At 68.1% G+C, this 18,560-nt stretch carries 21 protein-coding genes; 10 read left to right on the forward strand and 11 right to left on the reverse strand.

Translation table 11 applies throughout. The annotated features are described in order from the left end of the window. The first annotated feature begins 51 nt into the window (after positions 1-51). Entirely contained in the window at positions 52-1,008 is a 957-nt protein-coding gene (locus BJQ94_RS04310; RefSeq protein WP_265400843.1) for a DMT family transporter, read from the forward strand. Here the strand turns inward: BJQ94_RS04310 and BJQ94_RS04315 are convergent. Beyond that, complete coding sequence (locus tag BJQ94_RS04315) at positions 1,005-2,519, reverse strand: MFS transporter (RefSeq protein ID WP_265400844.1); 1,515 nt, start codon at positions 2,517-2,519, stop codon at positions 1,005-1,007. The genes BJQ94_RS04310 and BJQ94_RS04315 overlap by 4 nt on opposite strands. A gap of 161 nt (positions 2,520-2,680) precedes the next feature. Between BJQ94_RS04315 and BJQ94_RS04320 the strand changes: the two genes are divergently transcribed. After that, the gene (locus tag BJQ94_RS04320) at positions 2,681-3,355 is read left to right on the forward strand and encodes a TetR/AcrR family transcriptional regulator (RefSeq protein ID WP_265400845.1); all 675 of its coding nucleotides are present in this window, start codon (positions 2,681-2,683) and stop codon (positions 3,353-3,355) included. Between the two features lie 35 nt (positions 3,356-3,390). After that, entirely contained in the window at positions 3,391-3,576 is a 186-nt protein-coding gene (locus BJQ94_RS04325; protein WP_275875558.1) for a DUF1508 domain-containing protein, read from the forward strand. 9 nt (positions 3,577-3,585) lie between these two features. On the opposite strand, the gene BJQ94_RS04330 is transcribed toward BJQ94_RS04325, so the two are convergent. After that, complete coding sequence (locus tag BJQ94_RS04330; RefSeq protein WP_265400847.1) at positions 3,586-4,470, reverse strand: neutral zinc metallopeptidase; 885 nt, start codon at positions 4,468-4,470, stop codon at positions 3,586-3,588. Positions 4,471-4,532: 62 nt separating this feature from the next. On the opposite strand from BJQ94_RS04330, the gene BJQ94_RS04335 reads away from it, so the two are divergent. From BJQ94_RS04335 to BJQ94_RS04350, 4 genes are all read left to right on the forward strand, one after another. Further along, positions 4,533-5,774, forward strand: coding sequence for a hypothetical protein (locus tag BJQ94_RS04335; protein ID WP_265400848.1), 1,242 nt, complete (start codon positions 4,533-4,535; stop codon positions 5,772-5,774). Positions 5,775-5,801: 27 nt separating this feature from the next. Beyond that, positions 5,802-6,470: a hypothetical protein gene (locus BJQ94_RS04340; protein WP_265400849.1), complete on the forward strand. Its 669-nt coding sequence runs from the start codon at positions 5,802-5,804 to the stop codon at positions 6,468-6,470. Positions 6,471-6,502: 32 nt separating this feature from the next. After that, a complete protein-coding gene (locus BJQ94_RS04345; RefSeq protein ID WP_265400850.1) occupies positions 6,503-6,664 on the forward strand; it encodes a hypothetical protein in 162 nt (53 codons plus the stop codon). 70 nt (positions 6,665-6,734) lie between these two features. Further along, positions 6,735-6,923, forward strand: a complete 189-nt coding sequence (locus BJQ94_RS04350) for a hypothetical protein (RefSeq protein WP_265400851.1) — start codon at positions 6,735-6,737, stop codon at positions 6,921-6,923. Positions 6,924-6,961: 38 nt separating this feature from the next. Here BJQ94_RS04350 and trxA read toward each other — a convergent pair whose 3' ends face one another. The 4 genes from trxA to BJQ94_RS04370 all read right to left on the reverse strand — a co-directional run bounded on the left by trxA (position 6,962) and on the right by BJQ94_RS04370 (position 12,270). Next, positions 6,962-7,351 (reverse strand): thioredoxin, encoded by a 390-nt coding sequence (trxA, locus tag BJQ94_RS04355; protein ID WP_265400852.1) that lies wholly within the window; start codon positions 7,349-7,351, stop codon positions 6,962-6,964. A gap of 67 nt (positions 7,352-7,418) precedes the next feature. Further along, a complete protein-coding gene (locus BJQ94_RS04360) occupies positions 7,419-8,261 on the reverse strand; it encodes a class I SAM-dependent methyltransferase (protein ID WP_265400853.1) in 843 nt (280 codons plus the stop codon). A 36-nt stretch (positions 8,262-8,297) separates the two neighbouring features. Continuing rightward, on the reverse strand, positions 8,298-9,812 hold the full coding sequence (locus tag BJQ94_RS04365; protein ID WP_265400854.1) for a hypothetical protein: 1,515 nt from the start codon (positions 9,810-9,812) through the stop codon (positions 8,298-8,300). A gap of 73 nt (positions 9,813-9,885) precedes the next feature. After that, positions 9,886-12,270: an excinuclease ABC subunit UvrA gene (locus tag BJQ94_RS04370; protein ID WP_265400855.1), complete on the reverse strand. Its 2,385-nt coding sequence runs from the start codon at positions 12,268-12,270 to the stop codon at positions 9,886-9,888. Positions 12,271-12,418: 148 nt separating this feature from the next. On the opposite strand from BJQ94_RS04370, the gene BJQ94_RS04375 reads away from it, so the two are divergent. Both BJQ94_RS04375 and BJQ94_RS04380 read left to right on the forward strand, forming a co-directional pair. Next, positions 12,419-13,054, forward strand: coding sequence for a LysE family translocator (locus BJQ94_RS04375; RefSeq protein ID WP_265400856.1), 636 nt, complete (start codon positions 12,419-12,421; stop codon positions 13,052-13,054). 2 nt (positions 13,055-13,056) lie between these two features. Further along, on the forward strand, positions 13,057-13,665 hold the full coding sequence (locus tag BJQ94_RS04380; protein WP_265400857.1) for a DUF6578 domain-containing protein: 609 nt from the start codon (positions 13,057-13,059) through the stop codon (positions 13,663-13,665). Between the two features lie 12 nt (positions 13,666-13,677). Here the strand turns inward: BJQ94_RS04380 and BJQ94_RS04385 are convergent, their stop codons facing one another. From BJQ94_RS04385 to BJQ94_RS04395, 3 genes are all read right to left on the reverse strand, one after another. Beyond that, entirely contained in the window at positions 13,678-13,986 is a 309-nt protein-coding gene (locus BJQ94_RS04385; RefSeq protein WP_265400858.1) for a hypothetical protein, read from the reverse strand. A 134-nt stretch (positions 13,987-14,120) separates the two neighbouring features. Then, positions 14,121-15,032, reverse strand: coding sequence for an alpha/beta hydrolase (locus tag BJQ94_RS04390; RefSeq protein ID WP_265400859.1), 912 nt, complete (start codon positions 15,030-15,032; stop codon positions 14,121-14,123). Positions 15,033-15,058: 26 nt separating this feature from the next. Then, positions 15,059-15,601 carry a TetR/AcrR family transcriptional regulator gene (locus BJQ94_RS04395; protein ID WP_265400860.1) on the reverse strand — a complete coding sequence of 181 codons (543 nt, stop codon included), beginning with the start codon at positions 15,599-15,601 and terminating at the stop codon, positions 15,059-15,061. An 87-nt stretch (positions 15,602-15,688) separates the two neighbouring features. On the opposite strand from BJQ94_RS04395, the gene BJQ94_RS04400 reads away from it, so the two are divergent. After that, a complete protein-coding gene (locus BJQ94_RS04400; protein ID WP_265400861.1) occupies positions 15,689-16,645 on the forward strand; it encodes an SDR family NAD(P)-dependent oxidoreductase in 957 nt (318 codons plus the stop codon). Between the two features lie 103 nt (positions 16,646-16,748). Here BJQ94_RS04400 and BJQ94_RS04405 read toward each other — a convergent pair whose 3' ends face one another. Both BJQ94_RS04405 and BJQ94_RS04410 read right to left on the reverse strand, forming a co-directional pair. After that, positions 16,749-17,399, reverse strand: coding sequence for a methyltransferase domain-containing protein (locus BJQ94_RS04405; RefSeq protein WP_265400862.1), 651 nt, complete (start codon positions 17,397-17,399; stop codon positions 16,749-16,751). Between the two features lie 75 nt (positions 17,400-17,474). Continuing rightward, positions 17,475-18,503, reverse strand: coding sequence for an NYN domain-containing protein (locus BJQ94_RS04410; RefSeq protein ID WP_265400863.1), 1,029 nt, complete (start codon positions 18,501-18,503; stop codon positions 17,475-17,477). Positions 18,504-18,560 lie beyond the last annotated feature (57 nt).

Below are 18,560 nucleotides of genomic sequence, written 5' to 3' on the forward strand. Positions count from 1 at the left end.
GTGATTAGTTATCACACAAGCCCATCGAAACGCCCGCCGGCCTGGAGCATCATGACTCGCTCGTCCACCTCACTCGGCCTGGTCATCGCGGTCATTGCCGCGGCCACCTTCGGCCTCTCCGGCGCCCTCGCCAAGCCCCTCCTCGAGAGCGGCTGGAGCCCTGCCGCCGCTGTCACCGTGCGGGTGCTGATCGGCGGCATTGTGCTGGCACCTGTGGCGATCATGTCGCTGCGCGGACGCTGGTCCGCCCTCTGGCGGGCCCGCTGGCGAGTGTTCGCGATGGCCCTCATCGGTGTCGCCGGTACGCAGCTGGTCTACTTCGCCGCGATCGAGCGCATCCCGGTGGGCACCGCGGTGCTCATCGAGTACATGGCCCCGCTTCTGCTCGTCGGCTGGGCCTGGGCACGCACGCGACGGATGCCGAAGCTTGTCGTGCTGATCGGCTCGGTGGTGGCCCTGTGCGGCCTGATCCTCGTGGTCTCGCCGGGCGGAGCGGCCCGGTTCGACGCGTTCGGCCTCACGCTGGCCCTGGCGGCCATGGTGGGCTGCGCCATCTACTACCTGGTGGCGGCGCAGCCCAGTGACGGGCTGCCCGCTGTGGCGCTGGCCGGCTTCGGCCTGCTGCTCGGTGGTCTGCTGCTCGGTCTGATCGGGCTGACTGGCCTGGTGCCCTTCACAACCTCCACCCGCGATGTGCCGATGTTCGGCGCCCCGGTCTCCTGGTGGGTGCCGTTGCTGGTCATCGGCGTGGTGGCCACGGCCATCGCCTACTCCACCAGCATCGCCGCCAGCGAGATGCTCGGCTCCCGGCTGGCCTCCTTCGTCGGCCTGCTCGAGGTCGTCGCCGCCACCTTCTACGCCTGGCTGCTGCTCGGCGAGCAGCTCACGATTCCGCAGCTGTTCGGCGGGCTGCTGATCCTCATCGGCATCGCCTTCGTGCGCTCCGAGAAGACGGATGCCGCGATCGAGCCGGCATCCGTCCCCCCGCTGGAGTCCGTTCGAACCTAGTGCGCCACCACCGGCTCGGCGTCGGCGGCCAGGTGCGCGTTCGACAGCGACAGGCCGTGGCCCATCCGGCGGAACAGCAGTGCCGCGATGATGCCACCGACGGCGAAGAAGCCGGCACCCCACCAGTAGGCGACCGCGTAGCTGTTCACCGCGGCCTGTGCGGCCACCTCAGCCGTTGCGGGCAGATGCGACGCCACGTAGTCGGCCGCTGCGGTGGCCGCCAGGGTGTTCAGGAGGGCGGTGCCGATCGAGCCACCGACCTGCTGGCTGGTGTTCACCATCGCCGAGGCGACACCGGCGAACTGCCGGTCCACGCCAAGGGTGGCGGTCTGCATCGAGGCGGGCATGATCGAGCCCATGGCGAAGCCGAGGATCATCAGCGGCGGCAGCACGTTGGCCGCGTAGGTGCTGTCCAGGTTGAGGTTGGTGAGCAGGATCATGCCGATCGCGCCCAGGGCCATGCCGAACGGCACCATGATCTTCGGCCCGAACCTGGGTACGAAGATGTTGGTCGACAGCTGCGCGGCGAGCACGAGCATGGCGATCATCGGCAGGAACGAGAACCCGGTCTGCATGGGCGTGAAGCCGAGCGAGGTCTGCAGGTAGTAGGTGACGAACAGGAAGATGCCGAACATGCCCGCACCGGCGATCATCACCGAGAGGTAGGCGGCACCGCGGTTGCGGTCGAGCACGATCGCCAGCGGCAGCAGTGGATGTGCGGCCTTGCGCTGCCAGAGCACGAAGCCGACGAGCAGCACCACGGCCCCCGCGAGCATGCCCCAGGTGAGCGGCGAGTCCCAGCCATCCGTCTCGGCGTTGGAGAAGCCGTAGACCAGGCCGAAGAGCGCGGCCGACACCAGGATGGTGCCGGGGATGTCGAGCTTGGGGCGCGGGCCCGTGCGCTGAAGGTGGTCGACGAAGATCGCAGCACCGATGACGGCGATGATGGCGATGAAGACGTTGATGTAGAGGTTCCAGCGCCAGTCGAAGTATTCGGTGAGGTAGCCACCGAGCAGCAGGCCCACGGCACCGCCTGCACCGGCGATCGCGCCGAAGACACCGAACGCGCGGGCGCGCTCCTTGGGAATGGTGAACGTGGTGGTGAGCACGGCCAGGGCGGTGGGGGCCAGCAGTGCGCCGAACGCGCCCTGCAGGGCGCGGGCCGCGACGAGCCAGCCGAAGGTGCCGGCCGCGCCGCCGAGGGCAGAGGCGATGGCGAAGCCGATCAGGCCGATGATGAAGGTGCGCTTGCGGCCGATGAGGTCGGAGAGCCGGCCGCCGAGCAGCAGCAGGCTGGCGAACGCGAGGGAGTATGCGGTGACGATCCACTGGCGGTCGCCGTTGGAGAAGCCGAGGTCGGCCTGGGCGGAGGGGAGGGCGATGTTCACGACGGTGGAGTCGAGCACGACCATGAGTTGGGCGAGGGCCACAACGCTCAGGGTCCACCACCGGCGGGAGTGGGGTACTGGGGTGCTCGACGCTGTCGACGGAGCGGGAATCGTTTTAGGCATAAACGCGACTATATACGATACTGTGGAGTTCCGGATCTTAACAGTTCCTGAATTTACGCCCCGGTAACATGTGGAGTCGTACAGGGTCCCTGCACACAGGGTCTGCCCAAGGCGATCGACGATACTCAGTACGCCGGTATACAGACAAGGAGATCGACGCAATGACCCAGGTCGAACCTGTTGCCGCGGAAACCAAGCTCGGCCGCAAACGCGACCACACCCGCGACCCGGAGATCCTCGCCGCGGCCCTCGAGGTGCTCGCCGAGACCGGCTTCGACGGCATGACCATCGACATGGTCGCGACCCGGGCGAAGGCCGGTAAGGCCACGCTGTATCGCCGCTGGCCGTCCAAGAACGAACTCGTCATCGACGCCGTCGCCTGCATGAAGCAGGGCGACCTCGACCTGGACCGGCTGCCGGACACCGGAACGCTGCGCGGTGACCTGGTGGCGATGATCAAGCCGCGCTCCATCCACGACGCCGAGAAGAAGATGCAAATCATGGCCGGGCTGATGTCGATGCTCTCGGCCGCTCCCGAGCTCGCCGACGCCGCGAATGACGTCATCGCCAAACCGCGGGCCACGGCGAACCGATTCCTCATGCAGCGCGCCATCGACCGCGGCGAGATCTCGCCGCAGTGCGACATCGACACCCTCTGCCTGGTCACGCCGTCGATGGCCGCGTACCGCACCCTCATCGAACGCAAGCCCGTCGACCGCGACTTCCTCATCTCGCTCATCGACGGGGTGCTGCTGCCGGCTCTCGGCCTGCCGCGGGAGCCCGACGACGGTTCCCCCACAGCCCACCGCGGTAAGGTTGCGCCACCGGCCTCGTAGCCGGCGGAGTTCCATCTCGACGAAGAGAGCGTGTCATGTCCGGCAAGTATGAATTGACTGCAGACCGATCCGGTGGGTACGTCTTCAAGCTCAAGGCCCACAACGGCCAGGTGCTGATGACCTCGGAGAGCTACCAGACCAAGGCGGACGCCATCAAGGGCATCGAGATCGTCAAGGCGGATGCCAAGGGTCGTGTGGTCGACCTCACCGAGCCGAAGTAGCCCGGCCCGCTACAGTTCGGCGTCGGCGGCCGCGAAGGTGTCGCAGGCCTCCGCACCGTTTGTGTACCCCGCTGTGAACCACTTCTGGCGCTGTTCGCTCGACCCGTGCGTCCAGGTCTCCGGACTCACCTGACCCTGGGTCTTCTCCTGGATACGGTCGTCGCCGATGGCGGACGCCGCGTTGAGCGCATCCGCGATCTGGCCGTCGGTGATCGGTTCGAGCAACGGGACGCCGTCAGCATCCGTGGTCTCGGTCGCGGAGCCCAGCCATGCACCGGCGAAGCAGTCGGCCTGCACCTCGAGGCGCACCGAGTCGGAGGTGGGGCCGGTCTGCGAGGTGTCGGCGGTGTCGAACGTGCCGGCGAGGTTCTGGATGTGGTGGCCCCACTCGTGCCCCACGACATAGAGCTGGGAGAGCGGACCCGCCGTGGCGTCGAACTGGGTGCGCAGTTCGTCGTAGAACGCGATGTCGAGGTAGATCTGCTGGTCGGGCGGGCAGTAGAACGGGCCGACGGCGCTCGTTGCCGCGCCGCATCCGGTGTCGACCGATTCGGTGAACAGCTGGATCATGGGGGAGGCGTAGTCGATGCCCATGGCCGGCGCCTGCTGGGTCCAATAGGAGTCGAGCAGGTCGTAGCTGAAGCCCACCCGGCACTCCGCATCGGCGTTGGCGTCGGCGCCGGTGTCGCAATTCGTGAGCGCTGTGCTTTCGCTCTGGCTGCTGGTGCCGCTCGTGCCGCCTCCGAGCAGGCCGGTGAGGTCTACCCCGAGCAGCTGGGAGAGCAACACGATGGCGACGAGGCCCAGGCCTCCGCCTCCGACAGCGAGGCCGGTGCGCCGACCGGATTTGCGCACCCCACGGCCGGAGTACTTGGCGTCATCGTTGAAAGTCATTTATCGACAATAGGCGATCCCGGATGCTGGTGCCCGCGACCCGCTGCTGTCACACTGCGCACATGAGAACCCTCGGTCGTCTCCTCTGCGCAGCCGGTCTGCTCGCCCTGGCCGGCTGCGCGGGCAGCGCGGGGCCCGGAGCCGGAGCAACCGCGGCCCCCGGCGAGTTTCCCCGCCCGGCCGCCGACGGCGAGGTTCTCGCCCAGGCCACGGTGCTGCAGAAAGACGGCGAAGACCCCCAACTCTGCCTGGGCGCAGTCGCCGACTCGTACCCGCCCCTGTGCGGAGGCCCGCCGATCCTCGGCTGGGACTGGGCTGTTGCTGAACAGGCCGAGACCGCCTCCGGGGTCACCTGGGGCAGCTACGCGATCACCGGCACCTGGGACGCCAGCGCGTTCACAGTGACCGGGCCGCCGATTCCGCTGTCGCTCTACGACCCGCTGGCCCAGTTCGACCCCCGCCACGACCCGGCCAACGTCGGCCCGAGCGACGACAGCACCCTGCTCGACCTGCAGGAGCGCCTGCACACGGCCGAGTACTACCCGGCTCAGATCACCGACTGGTCCGAGACGCTCATCCTCGGTGACGGGCTCGAGAACGGGTACCTCTGGGTATCCGTGATCTACGACGACGGGTCGATCCAGAAGTTCTTCGACGACCAGTGGGGCGAGGGCGTGGTGGCCGTGGAATCTGCGCTGCGGGATGTGGGCACCAGCGCAGAGGGCACCCACACTGAGGGCGCAGCGCCGGGTGAGCTGCCACGGCCGACCTCTGTCGACGAGCTCACCGGTCGGGCCACCGTCTTGCAGGAGGAGGGCGGGCAGCCCACGGTCTGCTTCGGCGCGGTCGACGCATCCCTCCCACCGCAGTGCGGCGGTCCGGTGGTGACGGGCTGGGACTGGGCGGATGTCGAGGGCGCCGAAACGATATCCGGGGTGACCTCGGGAATGTATGCCGTCACCGGCATCTGGGACGGCGGCGTGTTCAGGCTCACCCAGCCGGCGATCCCGGCCACACGCGGCGACCCATACCCGGCGCAGGACCCGCGTCTCCTCGACGAGGACACCCCCGGCCCGACCGACGAGGCCGTTCTGCTGCAACGGCAGGATGAACTCCATGCTGCCGACTATGACCACGCAGCGAACGGGGATTGGTCCAAGATCACGATCCTGGGCGATGGACCTGAGAACGGCTACCTTGTGCTCGATGTGATCTACGACGACGGGTCGATCCAGAGGTTCTTCGACGACCAGTGGGGTGCGGGCGTCATGATCGTGCAGTCCGCGCTCCGGCCAGCCGACTGAACAGGCAGCGCCCGTAGTATCGGAGGCATGGCCCTCCTCTACGCTGCCGAAATCACGCCCACGAAGATCGAGATGCTCACAGCCTGGGCTCCCACGCAGCCCTGGTTCCTGGGCGACCCGGCCGCGCTGTTCACGAACGTCGCGGCCTATCGCTTCGACGACCCTGAGGGCCGGGTCGGCATCGAGACCATCCTCCTCCGGGCCGGCGACGGCCCGGTGCTGCAGGTGCCCGTCACCTACCGGGACGCCCCGCTGGCCGGCGCCGAAGCCGCACTCATCACCACCACGCAGCACTCGGTACTCGGCAAGCGTTGGGTCTACGACGCCACCGGCGACCCGGCGTACCTCGCCGCCGTCGCGACGGCCGCCCTGACCGGAGGCCGCCAGGCCGAGTTGCAGATCGAGATCGACGGCGTAATGGTCCTGCGCGAACCCACCGCCGTGGTCGCCGGCAGTGGAGCGCCGGGTGGTCCGGCCGTGACCCCGCCCGCGGTGGCCGACATCAGCATCCGTCAGGTCGACGGAGCCACGATCGTGGAGGCCGGTCCGCTGCGGGTCGTCGTGGCCCGCGTGCTGGGAGACGTCGACGCGCTGGCGAACCAGGCCGCGGACTCGACCACCCACGAGGTGCTCGCCGGCACCTGGCCGGAACAGTCCACTCTGCGCGCGCTCGTGCTGGTAGGGGCGCTGGAATAACACTCCGCCCAGGGACACGGCACACTGGACTGATGGATGAGCAGCTCGACTTCGACGAGCCCGGCCCGCTCTGCCCGGCCTGCGGCATCGAGATGACCGAGGACGGCGTGGATACCGCGGACGGGCTTGAATCCTGCCATCGCTGCCCACGGTGCAAGCTCGTGATCGTGGTACCCGGGCTCTGGTCTAGCTGAGCTGAGGGTGTTTGCCCACTCGACCGCACGAAGTCTTCCCAGGTTCACCCGTGGCCACCAGAATGAGGCCATGATCTCGCCACTGTTCAGTCTGTGGATGCGCTACCTCGGTCGGGGGTGCCTGGCGGTGGCCGTGCTGACGTTCACGGCTTCGGTGGCGGTGTTCGTCACCGGATTCGAGCCGGCATTCCTGGGTATGGTTTTCGCGCTCGGGCTCTTCACCCTCGGCATCGGTGCCCTGGCGATCGGTCGCCGCTGACCCGGCGAGCCCTCGCCGTTGGTCGCGCCGGCTGGCTCTTAGGCTTGCTGGGCCTTGACGGCGGCCGCCTCTTTCTGTTCGGCCACCTTGCGGTGCACGTCTTCCATGTCGAGGGCCTTGACCGCGGTGACGACCTGCTCCAGCGCCGCCGGCGGCAGTGCGCCAGGCTGCGAGAACACCAGGATGCCCTCACGGAAGGCCATCAGGGTCGGGATCGAGCGGATGCCGGCCGCCGCGGACAGCTGCTGTTCGGCCTCCGTGTCCACCTTGGCGAAGGTCACATCCGGGTGCTTCTCGGAGGACGACGCGTAGGTCGGCGCGAACTGCTTGCACGGGCCGCACCAGTCGGCCCAGAAGTCCACGAGCACGATGGCGTTGGACGCCAGGGTCTCGGCGAAGGTGGTGTCGGTCACGTCGATGGTGCTCATGTAGGTCTCCTTGCCGAAGCTGTCGAGGATGAACTGCCTAGCTTGCCAGATACCCCTTGGAGTATCCTCAATGCGGCTTCATCGCCTGGATCGTGTAAGACAGCGGCGCCACACCGGCCAGCGTGTCAAGGGCGAACTCGCCGCCGGCCCGTTCCACCATCTGCCCGGGAAGAGCCTCCCACGGAACACTGTCGTGTTCAACAAGCATCGTCAGTGTGAGGCCCGCACCGAGCAGCGCCGTCACGATCTCGCCCAGGCCGTGGTTCCACTCGTAGGTCTTGGTGGCGGTCATCGGCCGGTGCGTGGGCACATAGGTGGAGTCGTCGTCCCACTCCAGCGGCGCTTCCTGTTCGAAGTACGGGAAGCGCAGGTGCAGGTCGTCGCCGAGGCGTTCGTCCATCGACCACAGAATCGGATGCCCTTCCCGCAGGTGCAAACGCCCGCCCGGCGCCAGCAGCCCGGCCACCACGGCCGCCCAGCGGTCGATACTTGGCAGCCAGCAGAGCGCGCCGATGCCCGTGTAGACCAGGTCGAAGCTGCCCGGCTCCAGCACCGAGAGCGCGGCGTAGACATCCGATTCGACGAAGTCGACATCGTCACCGGTTTCGGCCACCAGGGTGCGCGCCTCGGCGAGGGCCACCGGGGAGAAGTCCAGCCCGGTGACGCGGGCGCCGAGCCGGGTCAGCGAGAGCGTGTCGGTGCCGATGTGGCACTGCAGGTGCACGGTGCGCAGTCCCGCGATATCGCCCAGCCGCTCCAGGTCGAAACGCACGACATCCGACAGGAGCGCCCGGTCGTCCACGTAACGCTGCACCTGGTAGCCCAGGCCGGTGCGTGCCGCGTGCGCCGCCGCCCGGTCATCCCAGTTGGCGCGGTTGGTGTCCAGATAGTCCTGCACGGTGAGCCTCATCCTGCCCGGCGTTGGCGAGCCTGCCAGAATAGCCGATCAGAGGCCGAGAAGGTACCCGTCGGCGTGATTTGTGCCGGCGGTGTCGTCCTCATAGCTCACTCCGCCCCAGACCAGGATGCTGTCCAGCCCGGTGATCACCGTTGCCTGACTGCGGGGAGCCCAGGTCGGCTCCGGGAGTTCGGTAAAGGTGAGGGCCATCGGGTCAAGCAACAGCCGACCGCCGATCAGCACCTCGTATCCGACAACTTGCGGGGGCCGGCCGTCAGCGTACTCGTCGAGTTCGGTGCCCGCGGGCAGCTTCGGCAGGTCCTTCCATGAGTTGTCTGCCGGATCAAAAATGCCGCCGTTGGCGTACGGCCGGTCCCACGCACCCACCTCTCCTCCGTCTTGCGTTCCATAGAACGGAAACACCACACGGTCGCCGGCGGCCACTGAGCCGATCCCTACGATGTCGCTGTCCGGTAGCGCACTCCAGGTACCGAGGGAGCCGTCCAGAGCGGCCATCCGCACCCGCGACGGGCCGTCTGCGACCGAGCTGTTCAGGGGCTTCGCACTGAGTTTCAGCGTGCCGTGCAGCCACACGGCCTCACGGTCGTAGCTGGGGCCAATCGGGTCGTCGGGTAGCGTCGCCCAGGCCTGGGTTGCCGGGTCGAAAACCGAATCCACTGTGACACCGTTCTCGTCGGATCCTGGAATGGCGAGCACCCGCCCGCCGGCCGCAACCAGGGTGCCAGCGGAGGGTGGAGCAGGCAAGGAGGTCCAGGCGTCCTTCGTGACGTTGTAGCGCAGGAAGGTGGGTTCGCTGCTCGACGCGAAGGCATCGGAGGTCAGGACATACAGGTCGTCCTTGACGACGGCGGTGTTGTGGCCGCTCACGGGCACAGGGGTCTCGGCGAGGCGCGACCACTCGGCGGAGTACGGGTTGAAGCTGGCGCCGGTTCGCTGGGCGGGCTCGGAGACGTCGCAGTCCGCGGCTGCGGGGCATGGCCGGTCCGACCAGCCGCCGACGATCACGAACCTGTCGTAAACCCAGGCGCCGACGCTGTCTCGCCGGGCGGACAAGGGGCTTTCCGGCAGCTCAGCCCATGCCTCGTCGGTGGGGAGGTCTGGCGGGAGGAGCGGCTCCGGAATCTCCTCCTGCACCCCGCCTACGAGCACGGGGGAGCGGTCACCGCAACGATCACGGATGTCTTCTCGCAGCACTGTGTCGTGAAGCACGCCGCCGCCGGCCGCCAATTTGTCGCCTACCTGGTACTCCAGGCCATCCACGGTCAGCGTGGTGCCGTCCCAGGTGGTGAGGTCTGCGGGAAAGAGAAAGGGGTCACCGCCGACGAGAAGGCATCCGTTCTCAAGGGTGAGAGTCCCCACGAACAGCGCCGCCATCGACACGTAGCCGCCGCCGGGCTGCTCCACGCGCTCGTAGGTGAGTAGCCCGTCGGTGAACATCGGGAACTCCGTGGCCGTCGGGCTCGGCGCCGCAGCCGCACCGGCCGCACATCCCGTGAGAGCGAGCGCCAGCACCGCTGCGAGACCGCTGATCCGTTTCATCATTTCCCCTCAGACACTCTGTACCCAGGAATGTCCGGACGGGGCAGATCGGTTCCCGCGTCACCGGCCGCGGGGGTCAGTCGCCCACGTAAGCCGCGAGGTGCTGGCCGGTGAGGGTGGAGCCGTCGGCGACGAGCGCCGCCGGCGTGCCCTCGAACACGATCAGCCCGCCGTCGCGCCCGGCGCCAGGGCCGAGATCGATGATCCAGTCGGCGTGCGCCATCACCGCCTGGTGGTGCTCCACGACGATCACCGACTTGCCGGAATCGACGAGCCGGTCGAGCAGGCCGAGCAGATTCTCGACGTCGGCCAGGTGCAGGCCGGTGGTGGGCTCATCCAGAACGTAGATGTCGCCCTGTTCGCCCATCTGGTTGGCCAGTTTCAGTCGTTGGCGCTCGCCGCCGGAGAGCGTCGTGAGCGGCTGGCCGAGGCTGAGGTAGCCGAGCCCCACGTCCACCATCCGGGTGAGGATCGCGTGTGCGGCGGGGGTGCGGGCCTCGCCGGCGCCGAAATACTCCGCCGCGTCGGTCACCGACATGCCGAGCACCTCGCTGATATCAAGGCCGCCGAGCGTGTACTCCAGCACGGATGCGTCGAACCGCTTACCCTCACACACTTCGCAGGTGGTCGACACCGTCGCCATGGGGCCGAGGTCGGTGAAGATCACCCCGGCGCCGTTGCAGTTGGGGCAGGCGCCCTCGGAGTTGGAGCTGAACAGGGCCGGCTTGACCCCGTTGGCCTTGGCGAACGCCTTGCGGATCGGCTCGAGCATGCCCGTGTAGGTGGCCGGGTTGCTGCGCCGGGAGCCGCGGATGGCGCCCTGGTCGATTGAGACCACACCGGCGCCGCCAGGAATCGAGCCGTGCACGAGGGAGCTCTTGCCCGAGCCGGCCACGCCGGTGATCACGGTGAGGACGCCGAGAGGGATGTCGACGTCGACATCCTGCAGATTGTGCTCGGTGGCCCCACGGATCTCCAACGCACCGCTGGCCGTGCGCACGGTGTCTTTCACCCGGGCGCGGTAGTCCAGGTGCCGGCCGGTGAGGGTGTCGCTGGCCCGCAGCCCCTCCAGGGTGCCCTCGTAACACACGGAACCACCCGCCGTTCCGGCGCCGGGCCCGAGGTCGATGACGTGGTCGGCAATGGCGATCATCTCCGGCTTGTGCTCCACCACCAGCACGGTGTTGCCCTTATCGCGCAGGCGCAGCAGCAGCTCGTTCATCCGCTGGATGTCGTGCGGGTGCAGGCCGATCGTCGGTTCGTCGAAGACGTAGGTGACGTCGGTGAGCGAGGAGCCGAGGTGCCGGATCAGCTTGGTGCGCTGCGCCTCACCGCCGGAGAGAGTTCCGGCCGGCCGGTCGAGCGAGAGGTAGCCCAGGCCGATTTCGGTGAACGAGTCGAACAGGTGCTGCAGCGCCGTCAGCAGAGGGGCCACCGACGGGTCGGTGATGCTGCGCACCCAGGCGGCGAGGTCGCTGATCTGCATGGCGCAGGCATCCCCGATGTTGACCCCGTCGATGCGGGACGACCGGGCACCCTCGCTGAGCCGGGTGCCGCCGCAATCGGGGCAGGTGGCGAAGGTGACGGCCCGGTCCACGAATGCGCGGATGTGCGGCTGCATGGCCTCGCGGTCCTTCGACAACATCGACTTCTGCACCTTGGGCACCAGGCCCTCATAGGTCATGTTGATGTCGCCGACCTTCACCTTGACCGGCTCCTTGTAGAGGAAGTCCTGGAGCTCCTTCTTGGTGTAATCGCGGATCGGCTTGTCGGCGTCGAGGAAGCCGGAGCCGGTGAAGATACGCACGCCCCAGCCTTCCGCGGTATAGCCGGGGATGGTGAGTGCGCCCTCGTTCAGCGACTTCGAGTCGTCGTACAGCTGGGACAGGTCGATGTCGTTGATCTTGCCCATGCCCTCGCAGCGCGGGCACATACCGCCGGTCACGCTGAAGCTGCGGCGTTCCTTGGTGGTGACCCCGCCCTTCTCCATGGTGACGGCGCCCGCGCCGGAGATCGAGGCCACGTTGAAGGAGAACGCCTGTGGCCCGCCGAGGTAGGGCTGGCCGAGCCGGCTGAACAGGATGCGCAGCAGCGCGTTGGCGTCGGTGGCGGTGCCGACCGTGGAGCGCGAGTTAGCGCCCATCCGTTCCTGGTCGACGATGATCGCCGTGGTGAGGCCGCTGAGCACGTCCACGTCGGGGCGGGCCAGGGAGGGCATGAAGCCCTGCAGGAACGCGCTGTAGGTCTCGTTGATCATCCGCTGCGACTCTGCGGCGATCGTGCTGAATACGAGCGAGCTCTTGCCCGAGCCAGAGACGCCGGTGAACACGGTGAGGCGTCGTTTGGGGATGTCGACGCTGATGTCTTTGAGGTTGTTCTCGCGGGCGCCCTGCACCCGGATCAGGTCGTGGCTGTCGGCGATCTGGGGCGCAAGCGCCTCGGTGTCAATGTTCGTGGCCATGCTCGTCCTCTTCCGGCTGGTGGAGCGGCCGTCGTCACGATTCCCAGTGCGCGGCCTGGGTTGATCTAACCAGTTTCGAGCATACGTCGGGAACCCAACTGACTCACCGGGCTGTTAGCCTCGCCGCAGGCAACGAATGGAGACTCCCATGCAGCTGAGTGTGTTCCTCGTGTTCATGGCGGCGTGCCTGCCGCTTGTGCTGGCTCCCGGCCCGTCGGTCGCGTACATCCTCACCACCACGCTGAGCTCGGGTCGCCGGGTGGGCCTCAGCGGGGTGGCCGGCGTCGAACTCGGCTACGTTGTGCACATCGTGGCTGCCGTGGCCGGCATCTCCGCTGTCATCGCGGCCAGCGCGGCCGCGTTCACGGTGGTCAAAATCGCCGGCGCCGGCTACCTCATCTGGTTGGGCATCAAGGCCTGGCGGTCACGCGACAACACCCGGTTACGCGATCTGGGTGCCGGCGGAGCCACGGTGACCCCGAGTGAGGCATTCCGCCGGGGCCTACTCGTCGGGGTGCTCAACCCCAAGACGGCGGTCTTCTTCCTGTCGTTCCTGCCCCAGTTCGTGCAGGTCGGCAGGGCGCCGGTCTGGCTGCAGATGAGCGTGCTCGGTCTCACGTTCATCGCCATGGCGTCGATCCCCGACCTGGCCTGGGCGCTCACCGGCAGCGGCGTGCGACGGCTGCTGCCGGGCATCCGGATGAAGACGATGGAGCGCATCTCGGGAACGGTGCTGTTCGGCCTGGCCGGGTACGCGCTCACCGCCCGGCGCGCGGTGACTTAGGAATGCGCGACGACAGGAACCAGAGTGGCGACGAAGGCACGCCGTCACTGGGCTGGGCGGCGTACGCCCCGCTCTCCGGCGCGGTCTTCACCGGCAGTGACGAGCCCGTGATGACGCGCGAGCAGTTCGCGGCGCTGCAAGGCGAGGCCTCGGCTCCGGTCGACCTCGCCGCGACCAGCGCCCGCCCCGAGGCGACTGCCGATGAGGACGCGCCACCGCCGGACGGCACCTCGGTCTGGCTCACCGAATGGCAGGTTGCGGAGGTGCGGCTCGACATCGGCGTGGGCGATCACATCGACTGGCAGCTCATCGCGATGGATGCGCCCTGGCTGGCCCGCCTCTTCGGCGAGCGTCGCACGGTGGCACTGCAGCTCGACCTGTATGCCGAAGCCATGCAGGAGAATCCCGCCTTCACTGCCGTGGCTGGAACCGTCGTCGGGGTCGAGGTGGTGCGCTGTGCGATGCAGCAGTCGACGGATCCGGAGGAAGCCGGCGGCTGGGTGCCGGTGTCAGGCCAGGCCTGGACCGCTCGGCTCGAGCGGACCGGGGACCTGCCGCCCGCGGCTGATGACAACGTCTACGGCTTCATCGTGTACCTGCGTGAAGATTGATTCGCGATTGCCCTACTCCGCCACCTCGCCGCTCGCGTAGAAGATATCGTCGGTCACGCAGCCCTCGGGCAGGGCGCTGAGCGTCTCGCTGGCCGGGTCCGCGGAGTGGACGCCCCCGCCTAGTCCGACCTCGTCGCCGGCCCGGAAACGGAACCCGTTGGGGAGTTGTACCTCGTCGTTGTCATTGATCGTCGTGCCCTTGGGGAACACGATGAGTTCTGGTTCAGGTCCCTCGATGTTCATCATGCAGCCGGCGTCTCCCCAGCCCACGGTTCCTTGAAACAAAGCCTCCTCACGGAAATCGCTGTCGAATGTTGACACGGCGATGATTCGACCGTTCGGGGACTCCTGAAAGGTGGGGGCCGCGGTGGAACAGGCGGAGAGGGCCATCGCCGCCAGTGCGGCGGCCAGGACGAGGACCCCGTGGCGTCTCCCGCACTTCGACACGAATGCCATCAGGCGTCCAGGGGTGCGGCCACACCCTGGCTAAGACTCTGCACGATCCTCGCGCGTGCGTCTTGGCCGACCACGGTGGGCAGCAACGGATAGACGTGCACCTGCCCGGTGCCCTCGTGGAACTCGAGGTCGACGCCGGCCGCGGCGGCCTTGTCTACGAGTAGATGCGCATCCGGATTGAGCACGTCCCGGGTGCCGCTGAACAGGGTGATCGGTCCGAGCCCGGTCAGGTCGCCCATCAACGGGCTCACCACCGGGTCCAGGATGTCGCGATCGCCCTTCCAGAGCTCGGCCAGCACGACCCCGCCGGGAGTGGCGAGCCAGGGGTCGCTCGGCTGCACGGTGGGAATGAGCGGATTGCTCCAGCTGAGGTCGAGCGCCGGGGAGATCAGCACTGTGCGGGGGAGGGCGATGCCGTGCTCATCCCGCAGCAGGAGCGCGGACGACAGCGCAATCTGTCCGCCGGCGGAGTCACCGGCGAGGCAGGTGGTGCCGCAGCGTTCCAGGTTGTCTCGCACGAGCGCCACGATCCCGGCGGCCACGACGGATGCGGTACCGAACGGCACGAGCGGATAGATCGGCACCATGACGGTGGTGTTCGCCTCGGCGGCGATCTGTGCGGCGAGGTGCCAGTGCTGCCCGGCGATCTGGTTGACCCAGCCGCCGCCGTGCACGTAGACGACGCTGCCCACCGGCGTCGTGCCGACGGGCGTGATCGTGTACACCGGCCAGCCCGGCTGCGAGACGTCCACCCGCACGTCCTGGCGCAGCCGGCTCGGCGGCCCGTAGGCGGCCGGCCGGACCTCGAGGGCCCGCACGCGGCGACGGGCCGCCTCGGCCGTGACGAACACACGGTTGGCGCGCATCAGGCGCAGGGCGGGGGCGATCAAGCGGCTCGGGACGGTGACCATGCTCTACAGTCTGCCGGTCCGGCGACCTACGCGGCTGGGCGAAGTCCAGTGAGGATGATCTCGAGCAGGGGAGAGCGGTCGGCCGGGCTGCCGAGGCGCACCGCGTATTCGATGCCGCAGACGAGATGCGAGAGCTGATCGAGAGTGAGGTCCGGCCGCACCGCGCCTACCCTCTTGGCCCGTTCGAGCACGGCAGCGAAGGTGCCGAAGATCTCACGCTTGGCAGCGCGCACCTCGTCGGTCTCGTCCGCCGGTGACAGCAGTACGGATTGCAGTCCGCCGTCCTCCAGCTGCAGGGTGAGCGCGGAGCGGAGGTAGAACGCGAACGCCGTTCCGGGGTCAGGTTCGGCCGCCGCGCGTTGCGAAATCTCGAGCATCCGCTCGATGGTGTTCACCGTGAGCGCCTCGACGAGGGCCTGCACGGTGGGGAAGTGCCGGTAGACGGTGCCGACGCCGACACCGGCCTCCCGGGCCAGATCGTTCAGCCGGAGGTCGTGCGAATCGTGGGTTCTGGCCACCTCGAGGATGCGCGCACGGCTGCGGGCGGCATCGGATCGGAGCGTTGTCATGTGCCGAGTCTACCCGAAACGGATGAATCATCCGTTCTTGTGCTAGCTTCGAAACGGATAAATGATCCGATTAGAGACGAGGACATCATGACCTGGAACCCCACCGACCCGCCCGCCCAGCCGGGCCGTACCGTCGTCGTCACCGGAGCGACCGCCGGCATCGGCTACTTCGCCGCCGAGCAGCTCGCTGCCACTGGAGCCCACGTGGTGCTGGCGTCCCGTTCGGCGACGAAACTGCAGGTGGCCCAGGACTCGATTCGCTCCCGGGTGCCGGATGCGTCGCTCGGTTCCGTCGTGATCGAGCTGGGCTCGCTCGGCTCGGTGAGCGAAGCCGCAGCCGAGCTCGCCGCGCTGCCGCGCCTGGACGGCATTCTGCTGAACGGCGGCGCCATGAGCATGAGCCGCGGAGCGACGACCGCCGACGGCCTGCCGATCCTCCTCGGCACGCATGTGGCCGCGAACGTGCGTCTGCTGGCCGGGGTGCTGCCTGCGCTGATCGCGACCGCGGCCGAGCACGGCACCGTCGGCCGGGTGGTGCACACCTCGACCGGGTTCGTGGGCCTGCGCCGGTACGAACTCGACGACGTGCGGCAGGTGCCGTGGACCGGCATCGGCGCGTACACCAAGGCGAAGACCGTCACCGAGGTGTTCGCCTTTGAACTCGAGCGCCGGCTGCGGGCGGCCGGCCTGCCGGTCGCGTCCGTGGTCGTCCGGCCGGGCGTTGGAGTGGATGCGAAGACCCCAGAGCGTCCCGGCATCCGGGATAAGACGACGCCGTACCAGCGCAACCCGTACACACCGTGGGCGCAAGGTAAGGACACCGCGGCGTGGTCGGCCGTGCGCGCACTGACCGACCCGGCGGTGCGCGGTGGCGAGTACTTCGCGCCGAGCGGCCGCCTCCGCGGCGAGCCGGTCGCGGTGCCGACGCTGGCGCGCACCGCTACCCCGGATGGCGACATCGCAGACCGGGTCTGGCGTCAGCTCGAGGCGCTCGCCGGAGTCCAGACGACCGGTGTGCTCCGTGACACGCAGATGAGGAAATAGTGAGTTTATGAGGACGTTTTCGGCAATTCCGTCCTCATAAACTCACTATTTCCTCATAACGCGACGTCCCGCATCCTGGCGGGACGCACGCCGGTCAGGCTGCTCAGCGCAGCCGACGTGCCCGCACGATGACGTCTTCGGTGTGGTGCGAGCCGGCGCCGGTGGCCACGTGCCGGGGTCGGGTCTCGTCCAGCTCGAGGAGCCAGTTTTCGTCGAGCAGCGCGGCGACACCGGCCGGGCTCACGTAGTCGTCGGGGTGGAAGCCGTGCGCGCCGGCCTCCGCTGTGGTGGGCGTGGGGTGGTGCACGATGAGGAGCACGCCGCAGGGAGCGACGGCATCCAGCAGCGCGTGCTCGGCCAGCTTGTCGTCGGTGCGTAGCAGCGCCGGGTATTGCGCCGAGACCAGGTCGAAGGATTCCGGTGGCAGCGCCGCCTCGACGAGACCGGAATGCAGCCAGGTCACCTGCAGACCGCGATGGTCGGCCTCGTGGGCGGCACGATCCAGCGCCACCTGCGAGACGTCCAGCGCCGTAACGTCCCAGCCCTGTTCGGCCAGCCAGAGCGCATCGGCGCCCTCGCCGCAGCCGACGTCCAGCACCCGCCCGGGGGCAAGCTCTCGCGTCTCGCTCACGAGCACGCCGTTGGGCTGCCCGCTCCAGAGCTTGTCCATGCCGGCATAGCGCTCATCCCACTGCGCCTGGTTCTCGCCGGGGTTCTGGGGCGGGCGGTTGGTGGCATCGCGGGTGTGGTCCATGACAGCAGCATGCAGCGTCAGTGCGTCACGCCCTAATCAGGTTGCCGAACCGGCAACCATCGGCCGGCGTGGTTGTTAGTGTCGGGCGTTCGCCTCGGGGCGCAGCCGGATGAGCCGCTGCGAGCCATCCTCGGCCATCTCCGCCAGGTCGCTGCGGGAGGAGAGGAAATCGGTGAACGACCGGTAGCCGAGCGGCTTCTCGTTGAAGGAGGGGTCCATGCGGCGCATCTGGTTCTTCACCGTGCCGGTGTTCAGCCACTCGTCGGCGTCACCCTTGGCGTGGCCGATCTGCAGCGCGCGGGCGAGGAGTTCGGTCGCGAGCTCCTGCGGGTCGATGTCCTCGGCCGGCTCCGGCTCGTCGTACGAGGAGTCATCCGCGTTGGAGAACATCGGGATGGTGGTGAACTTCCGTGCCGTGCTGGCCGGCGGGGTGGGCTCCACCTCCACCTCAACGGGCTCAGCGGCGCGGCGACCGGCCTTGCGCTTGTCGGTGTGGGCCGTGTCGGAGTCAGCGGAGGGGGCGACCTTCTCGATGCCGGGCAGAGAGTCGTAGTCCTCGAACTCGTCGCAGGCGGCCGCCAGCGAGGTGCTCGTCGATCCGGCGACGCCGATGCCCACCACGAAGCGACCGAGCCGCTTGGACTTCTGGGCGAGGGCGATGTAGTCGGAGTCGCCGGCGATGATGATCACGTGGGTGAGGTCGGGCAGCCTGAAGAGGTCTTCGACCACGTCGACGGCGAGGCGGATGTCTGCACCGTTCTTGGTGCCGCGGGTGGTGGTGGTGAACAGCTGGGTGAGGTCCACCGCTCGGGACATCAGCTGGCGCTGGTAGCTCGCGTTGACGGGCACCGACCAGTCGGCATAGGCGCGGTTCACCACGAGGGTGCCGAACGAGGCGGCGAAGTCGATGATGGCGTTGAAGTCGACCGTGGCGGCGGCGAGGCGTGCGGCGATCTCGGGGTCGGCATCCCGGCTGGTGCGGTCGAAGTTGCGGATGCCGTCGCGCTGGAACGCGTTGCGGCCGTGCAGCTGCTGGTAACGCGAGATGACGATGTTGTCGAAGTCGATGTACAGGCCGACGCGGGCGTCGTTCGGTTCAGTCATGGTGAGCTCCTTAGCCACAGGCGGAAGACTCAATAGCGATCCGGTAGTTCCAGTCTG

The organism is Cryobacterium sp. SO2, assembly GCF_026151165.2.
In the GTDB taxonomy this organism is placed as follows: Bacteria; Actinomycetota; Actinomycetes; order Actinomycetales; family Microbacteriaceae; genus Cryobacterium.